The following is an 8,156-nucleotide window of genomic DNA, read 5'->3' as shown; positions in this document are numbered from 1 at the left end:
GGGACGGTTCTTTTGACTTATTGTTCACAATAAGTCAAAAGAACCGTCCCCACTGTCTGCCCCTTATTTTAATTAAATTCACAGGCAATATACGTTTGCCCGTTTGAATCGCTGTAGTAAGAAACTCCAACTGAAGTGAAACAGCTTCGAAGCACATTTTCTTTGTGCTTGGGCGATAAGAGCCAGGCAAGTACGACGTTCTCGGCTTTGCGCTGATTTTCATTTTCTGCGTGGGCCAGATTTTCACCCCGGGTAAAGCCAACTGTATGCCAGGCTGATCCGCAGGGCCTGATATGCGAAAAGCTGCTGGCACATTCTTCTGCCCTTATTTTTGCGGCAGCTTCAAGGTCTTCGCTATATGTGAGCGTGGGCAATCCAGCAGCTTCTCTTGCTGCATTTATCTGAGTCAGAATATCATCCTTCGAAGCAGCCTTCGAGTTTATGGGAATTATCCACATACTCATAAAAACTATGAGCAGAAGTCCACATAGAAATCTTTTCATATAGTATCCCCGTTTATAAGAACTAAAAATTAATCTTTCCTATAATTGGATGATACTGTAATTAATATACGAAAAAACGATTATTAACTGTATTTTAGAGGTTTTAACAGTTTTTTAAAGTAAACGTTTTCGAGTTTTATTAAGTATTAATAAACCGTTTATAATATTTTTATTTTTGCGATTGCACTTTTATCACTTCCACTGGGATCTGTATTCCATAGGGCTTATCCCCTCTATCTGCTTAAAAATACGAGAAAAGTAGTACAGAGGTGATATACCGCACTGATTTCCGATTTCTTCCACAGAGTCAGAAGAGAACCTAAGGAGCTGCTTGGCATGGGTTATCCTGACAGATAAGAGGTAGTTGATGATAGAGGTTCCAAACTGCTCTTTGAAGCCTCTGGAGAGGGCATATTTGTTGATCAGGAACTTATCTGCAAGATTATCCAGGGTGATCTTTTCCTGATAGTGACTATCTAGGTATTCCCTTAGCATAAAGAGAGTCTTGGAATTGCTGTTTTCCGGTACTATATCAGGATTCCAGCTAAAAGACATAATGAATGTAAGAAGGGATGAGAGTCCCTCGTTGATCCTTATGTCCCTGATGTAATCATCGGAATAGGCAATTGTCTTTATGCCGTCAAAAATTCTTTCGATTTCTTCTGGATTATCGGGGTGAAAAATGGGCTGGCCGCCTCTTTCCACGTACTTTAAGTAAATAGGAAGAACTACATTTCCATTGAAGTGGATCCATTCAAGAGACCACAGATCCTCAGAAGTTCTGTGGGAGTAAGGTTTCTGACAATCGATAAACACGCAGTCTCCTGCCTTTATCTCATATTCCCGGCCTTCATAATCCAAATATCCACTTCCTGATCGTATATAAAAAAACAAAAATGAGGACAGGTTCTGTCTCTTGCTGGTATGTTTTTTCTGAGCCTTAAGTGAACCTATTTCCTGAAGGTAAAAAAGGTTGCTTTTTGCGAATTCTGACGGGGTATAAAGGAGCCTGTCAGAGGATACGTATTCGCCTTGAAATAATCTGTTTTTCATAATAAAATACTCCATAACAATGATAATTGCTAGTATAAACAACTAATCAAGATAATGCAAATAAAAATCAAGAAAGTGAATTTAAAAGCAGAAAGCCACGCAATATAATAGCATAGAAAAATGCAAATAATTGTTTTGAATTGAAAGGAAAACTTATGGCAAAAAAAGCTTTAATAACAGGTATAACAGGACAGGATGGTTCATATCTTGCAGAGTTTCTTTTGGAAAAAGGATATGACGTTCACGGTATAATCAGAAGATCATCTGTGGACTACAGAGAAAGAATTGCTCACCTTGAAGGTCAGCCTCATTTCCACCTTCACTATGGCGATCTTGGCGATTCAATGAGCATTCTTGGTGTTGTAGGAAAGGTTCGTCCTGACGAGATCTACAACCTTGCTGCACAGTCACACGTTCAGGTTTCTTTTGACTCACCTGAGTTCACTGCAGATGTAGACGCAACAGGCGTTCTTAGAGTATTAGAGGCTGTTCGTCAGTGCGGTCTTGCTGATACTTGCCGTATCTACCAGGCTTCAACTTCAGAACTTTACGGAAAGGTTGAGGAAGTTCCTCAGAATGAAAAGACTCCTTTCCATCCATATAGCCCATATGCTGTAGCTAAGCTCTACGGCTACTGGATCGTAAAAGAGTACAGAGAAGCTTACAACATGTTCTGCTGCTCAGGTATTCTTTTCAACCACGAGTCAGAGAGAAGAGGAGAGACTTTCGTAACACGTAAGATCACTCTTGCTGCATCAAGAATCGCACAGGGCAAACAGGACAAGCTATATCTTGGAAACCTTTCAAGTCTTCGTGACTGGGGATATGCCAAGGATTATGTAGAGTGTATGTGGCTTATCCTTCAGAACGACAAGCCTGAAGACTTCGTTATCGCAACAGGTGTTCAGCACTCAGTTAGAGAGTTTGCACAGCTTGCATTCCACTATGCAGGTATCGAGCTTGAGTTCAAGGGCGAAGGCGCAGACGAGAAGGGTTATGACAAGGCAACAGGTAAGGTTCTTGTAGAGGTTTCACCTGATTTCTACAGACCTACAGACGTTGTTAACCTTTGGGGTGATCCTACAAAGGCAAAAGAGAAACTTCACTGGAATCCACAGTCAACATCTTTCGAAGACCTTGTAAGAATCATGGTTGAGCATGATATGGCCAAGGTTGCTGTTGAGAGAGCCAATGAGCATGTTGAATTTAACCTTGCAGAGTTCCTTGAAAAAGGTATTGATAAATAATTAAAAGAAGGTAAAAAACAATGATGGATTTTGATGCTAAGATTTATGTAGCAGGTCACAGAGGAATGGTTGGATCAGCCATTGTCAGAGAACTGCATAGACAGGGATATTTTAATATCGTTACAAGAACTCACAAAGAGCTTGACCTTACAAGACAGGATGAGGTTGAAAAGTTCTTTGCAGAAGAGAAGCCTGAGTACGTATTCCTTGCAGCTGCTAAGGTTGGTGGAATCATGGGTAACTCAGAGGCCCTTGCAGATTTCATGTATGAGAACATGATCCTAGAGATGAACGTTATCCACTCAGCATGGAAGAACAACTGCAAAAAGGTTGAGTTCCTTGGATCATCATGTATTTATCCAAGAATGGCTCCACAGCCTATGAAAGAGGACTGCCTTCTTACATCAGAGCTTGAGAAGACAAATGAGGCATATGCCCTTGCTAAGATCTCAGGACTTAAGTATTGCGAGTATCTGAACAAGCAGTATGGAACTGACTATATCTCAGTTATGCCTACAAACCTCTACGGACCAAATGATAACTACCATCCAACTCACTCACATGTACTTCCTGCACTTATTCGCCGTTTCCATGAGGCAAAAGAGCAGAATCTTCCTTACGTTACATGTTGGGGAGACGGAAGTCCACTCAGAGAGTTCCTTTATGTAGATGACCTTGCAAACCTCTGCGTATTCCTTATGAATAACTACAGTGGCAACGAGACTGTTAATGCAGGAACAGGAAAAGAGCTGACAATCAAGCAGCTTACTGAGAAAGTAGCCAAGATCATTGGTTACACAGGAGAGATAAGATGGGATCCTTCAAAGCCAAACGGCACACCAAGAAAGCTTCTTGATGTATCAAAGGCCAAGAATCTTGGATGGACCTACAAGACAGAACTTGATGATGGTATCAAGCTTGCATACGAGGATTTCCTTAACAATCCTATGCGCGCAGAAAGATAATAAATATGCAGATTTTGAAAACCCGCCTCACTGGCGGGTTTTTTAGTCCAATAAAGGCCATAGGTTGAAAGACCATGGCTTTAAGTGTAAAATACTGAATAGAATTGCGCTTAGTATGCGCTGATAATTAATTTATAAGGCGGGAGTAAATAGAATGGGACTGTTAAGTGTTATAGTGCCTTGCTATAACGAAGAAGAGAATATTGCAGATTTCTACAATGAGGTATTGAAGAACGAAGCTTATTTCAAAGGTCATGATGTTGACTTTGAATTTATCTATGTTAATGATGGCTCTAAGGATAAGACTGTTGAAAGGGTAAAAGAACTTGCGGCTAAGGATGAGAGAGTGCACCTTATTAACTTTTCCAGAAACTTTGGAAAAGAGCCTGCTATGTACGCGGGACTTGAAAAGTCTAAGGGCGACTACGTTGCTATCATGGACTGTGATCTTCAGGACCCACCGGCTCTTTTGCCACAGATGTACGAGGCTATTGTCAATGAGGGGTATGACAGCGTAGCCACCAGAAGAGTAGACAGAAAGGGCGAGCCGCCTATCAGATCATTCTTTGCAAGGATGTTCTACAGACTTATTAACAAGGTTTCAAAAACCGAGATCGTTGACGGAGCAAGAGATTACAGGCTCATGACCAGACAGTTTGTGGATGCCATCCTTTCAATGAAGGAGTATAACAGATTCTCCAAAGGTATCTTTGGCTGGGTTGGATTTAAGAATAAGTGGATAGAATTTGAAAATATCGAGCGTATGAAGGGCGAAACAAAGTGGTCCTTCTGGAAGCTTTTTGTTTACGCACTTGATGGAATTGTGGCATTCTCAACAGTTCCCCTTGCATTTGCATCACTCATCGGAGTTTTGTTCTGTGTACTGGCTTTCTTCTTTATCATTTTTACGATTGTCAGAAAATCCCTTTACGGAGATCCTACAAGTGGATGGCCATCACTTGTTTGTATCATTTTGCTTGTAAGCGGAGTACAGCTCTTTTGTATAGGAATTGTGGGCCAGTACCTTTCAAAGACATACCTTGAGGTTAAAAAGCGTCCACTTTATATAGTAAAAGAGGAAATTTAATGGTCAGTATTGTAGTTCCTGTTTATAATGCAAAAAAATATATTAAAGACTGTATAGACATGGTGTGTGCCCAGACCTATAAGGATTGGGAGCTTATACTGGTAGATGATGCCTCCAGAGATGGAAGTGCCGATTATATCGAAGAGCTTATCTCTTCCATGGGCAAAAGAATCCGTCTCATCAGGAAAGAAAAAAATGAAGGGGCGGCAGCTGCAAGAAATATCGGTATCGACGCTTCGGCTGGGAGATATATTGCTTTCCTTGATGCCGACGATGTTTGGAAACCGGAGAAGCTGGAAAAAGAGATCGCATTCATGGAAGAGACCGGCGCAGCCTTTGCTTTTCATTCCTATGAGTTTGGGGATGAGAACGCCAGGCCTACAGGCAAAGTTGTAAATGTTCCAAAGGAGCTTACCTTTAGGAAGGCTCTTTCCAGAACAATTATATTCACAACAACTGTTATGTTTGATACAGAAAAAATAGATATGGAGATAATCCATATGCCCCAGGTTCCAAGTGAGGACACAGCCACCTGGTGGAGAATACTAAAGAGCGGCATCACCGCTTACGGCCTTAATGAGAATCTTGCTATTTACAGAAGGCCTGCCAAATCTCTTTCTTCCAATAAGTTCGTTGCAGTTGAGAGAATTTGGTTTTTGTACAGAAATATAGCTAATTTATCAGTCTTGGAATCAATATTTTATTTTGGAGGATGGGCGGTAAGAGCCACACTTAGAAGGCTCTTTTGATCGCTAAAAGGGGAATTTATGAAACATGTGGAATCAGTGAAGAGAATCCTTGTGCTGTTTTTGGGATTTATCGGATTAAGTATGCAGACTGCTGTGTACGCATGGTTTTGGTTTAACACATATTATCCAATAGTTTCATCTACTCGTATCAGTGTCGACGGATACAATTTAGGTAGTGGATTAAAACTGTATTTTCGTGGACATCTGTTGATTCTGGCAATATATTTTGTATTGCTTTTATTCTTCTCAAATACTTACGGCGGTCTTAAGATTGGTTATCTTAAGCCAATGGATGTGTTCTTTTCACAGATTTTCGCGCTGTTTATGGTGAATTTCATCTCCTATTTCCAGATTGCCCTTTTGAGAAACTGGCTGGTAAAAGTTGTCCCAATGGTTGAGATATTTGTGATCCAGCTCATTATTTCTTTTGCCTGGGCCTATATCACCAACGCCATATATATGGCCATATTCCCGCCAAGAGAGCTCCTTCTTATAAGCGGTGAGTACTCAGTTGATGATATTGTTACCAAGTTCAACTCCAGAAAAGATAAGTACCACATCAAAAAGAAAATGAACATTGATGAAGGTATCGACAAGATATATGAAGAGTGCCTGGGTGACTACGACGGAGTGATCATCTGGGATGTACCAAGCAAGTTCAGAAACGGTCTTGTAAAGTACTGCTATGGCAACAATATTCGTATATATGTAATGCCCAAAATAACGGATGTTCTTTTAAAAGGTTCATCACAGCTTCATTTGTTTGATACACCTGTGCTGCTCCTTAGAGAATATGCCATAAAGATCGAGCAGAGAGCAATAAAGAGATTTTTTGACATTATCATCTCTCTTGTTCTCATAGTACTGACATCGCCAATAATGCTGATCACAGCCATTATCATAAAGGCCTATGATGGCGGCCCTGTGCTCTATAAACAGGTTCGTTGTACAGTTAATAGGAAAGAGTTCAGGATCATGAAATTCAGGAGCATGAAAGTTGATGCAGAAAAAGACGGAGTTGCCCGCCTTGCTGCCAAGAACGACTCAAGAATTACTCCAATCGGTAAGTTTATCCGCTCCTGCAGAATTGATGAACTTCCTCAGCTCTTTAACATCCTTAAGGGAGAGATGTCCTTCATCGGACCAAGACCTGAGAGACCTGAGATCATTGAGCAGTATCTTAAGGAGATGCCTGAGTTTGCGTTCAGAATGAAGGTAAAAGCCGGACTTGCGGGCTATGCGCAGGTTTACGGTAAATATAACACTACTCCTTATGATAAATTAAAGCTCGATCTTACTTACATTGAGAACTATTCAGTATGGCTTGATATCAAGCTGATGCTGCTTACAGTTAAGATTCTTTTTACCCCTGATTCTACAGAGGGTGTTGAATCAGGACAGACCACTGCACAGAAGAACTCTTGACATAAACATGCTTTTACAGAGGTGACAACATGGGAAGAAGTGATTTAAGACATATGGATGAAACTCTTGATCTTAGGAGTTTCTATTTAAGACTTATTAAGAAAATATGGATCATTCCCCTTGCTGCGATTATCGGAGCCATAATCGCAGGCTGCATATACACGCTTGTCACCGTGACCTTTGGCCCAGAAAAGACCTATAGCACTGAGTCAAAGCTCTATATAAAATTTGCTTACGATGAAAATGCAAAGAGCCAGGTTGATTCCTATAACGCTTATACCTGGGGCCTTTTGATGACAACTGACGACATCCTTGATGAAGTCATGAATAATCTGGGGAAGGCAGGAGCTTCAGAGGATGAGATAACAAGGCAGGAAGTGGCAGATTCTATTGCTGCCGAGATCCCTTCAGATGTAAGACTCCTTCTTGTGACAGTAAAAAACAATAATAAGGACCACGCAGACCTCATTACTGATGCGACAGATAAATCCCTTGAAAACTACGGCGAGACCAATGACGCTTTCACATCAATTAAGCTCCTTAGTAAGTCAGAGGCTGCCCTTGTAACATACAGCAATAAGACCTTCACGGCAGCAGCTTTTGGAGCAGTTGCATGTTTGGTGCTTGCCATATTTGTGCTTTTGCTTATAGATGCGCTTGATGATGCGGTCTATGTTCCTGAAGATATAGAGAAAAGGTTTAGCATTCCTGTACTTGGAGTTGCAGGTAAAAATGAATATTTTAGAAATGAACTTCAGGCTGCCTTCGAAAAACATGTGGCAGGGGCTGAAAAGGTCATATTCATCTCAACTGACAGTGCACTTGACGTTTCAGTTTCGGAAAAAGATCTTTTGACTGTTAAAGAGTCCCTTGGAAGCAGGTTCAGTGCTCAGACTGAGAATATCACAGCTATGGAGACACCTGGCAATGTCCTTGAAAACTACAGGAAGATCGGAACCTGCGACGGAGTTATCCTTGGAATCCCTGCAGGAAAGAGATGCGGCACTATGAATGACCACATAGTTGCACAGCTCCAGAAACATGAGTGCCCTATCCTTGGAGTTGTTCTTGTCAGAGCAGATGAGAAGTTTTTGAAAAAATACTACAGACTATAAATAGAGGTAAGA

The 8,156-nt window shown here is 41.0% G+C and carries 8 protein-coding genes; 6 read left to right on the top strand and 2 right to left on the bottom strand.

Annotated elements, in window-relative coordinates; translation table 11 throughout:
• Window positions 1-68: 68 nt before the first annotated feature.
• Entirely contained in the window at window positions 69-503 is a 435-nt protein-coding gene (locus E7303_RS12790) for a CAP domain-containing protein (protein WP_292145724.1), read from the bottom strand.
• Between the two features lie 192 nt (window positions 504-695).
• Window positions 696-1,556: an AraC family transcriptional regulator gene (locus E7303_RS12785; protein ID WP_292145723.1), complete on the bottom strand. Its 861-nt coding sequence runs from the start codon at window positions 1,554-1,556 to the stop codon at window positions 696-698.
• A gap of 155 nt (window positions 1,557-1,711) precedes the next feature.
• Here E7303_RS12785 and gmd point away from each other — a divergent pair, with 155 nt between their 5' ends.
• The 6 genes from gmd (at window position 1,712) to E7303_RS12755 (ending at window position 8,144) form a co-directional block, all read left to right on the top strand.
• On the top strand, window positions 1,712-2,803 hold the full coding sequence (gmd, locus tag E7303_RS12780) for a GDP-mannose 4,6-dehydratase (protein ID WP_022772648.1): 1,092 nt from the start codon (window positions 1,712-1,714) through the stop codon (window positions 2,801-2,803).
• A 23-nt stretch (window positions 2,804-2,826) separates the two neighbouring features.
• Window positions 2,827-3,768, top strand: a complete 942-nt coding sequence (locus tag E7303_RS12775; RefSeq protein WP_334293926.1) for a GDP-L-fucose synthase family protein — start codon at window positions 2,827-2,829, stop codon at window positions 3,766-3,768.
• A 154-nt stretch (window positions 3,769-3,922) separates the two neighbouring features.
• Window positions 3,923-4,855: a glycosyltransferase family 2 protein gene (locus E7303_RS12770; RefSeq protein ID WP_292145722.1), complete on the top strand. Its 933-nt coding sequence runs from the start codon at window positions 3,923-3,925 to the stop codon at window positions 4,853-4,855.
• Window positions 4,855-5,604, top strand: coding sequence for a glycosyltransferase family 2 protein (locus E7303_RS12765; protein ID WP_292145721.1), 750 nt, complete (start codon window positions 4,855-4,857; stop codon window positions 5,602-5,604). Before E7303_RS12770 ends, E7303_RS12765 begins: the two co-directional genes overlap by 1 nt.
• A gap of 18 nt (window positions 5,605-5,622) precedes the next feature.
• Window positions 5,623-7,029: a sugar transferase gene (locus E7303_RS12760; RefSeq protein ID WP_292145720.1), complete on the top strand. Its 1,407-nt coding sequence runs from the start codon at window positions 5,623-5,625 to the stop codon at window positions 7,027-7,029.
• 29 nt (window positions 7,030-7,058) lie between these two features.
• Entirely contained in the window at window positions 7,059-8,144 is a 1,086-nt protein-coding gene (locus tag E7303_RS12755) for a YveK family protein (RefSeq protein ID WP_292145719.1), read from the top strand.
• The last annotated feature ends 12 nt before the right edge of the window (window positions 8,145-8,156 follow it).

It is taken from the genome of Butyrivibrio sp., assembly GCF_015056685.1.
Taxonomy (GTDB): Bacteria; Bacillota; Clostridia; order Lachnospirales; family Lachnospiraceae; genus Butyrivibrio.
Note: the sequence above shows the minus strand (reverse complement) of the source record. Positions and strands in the feature narration are given on the sequence as shown.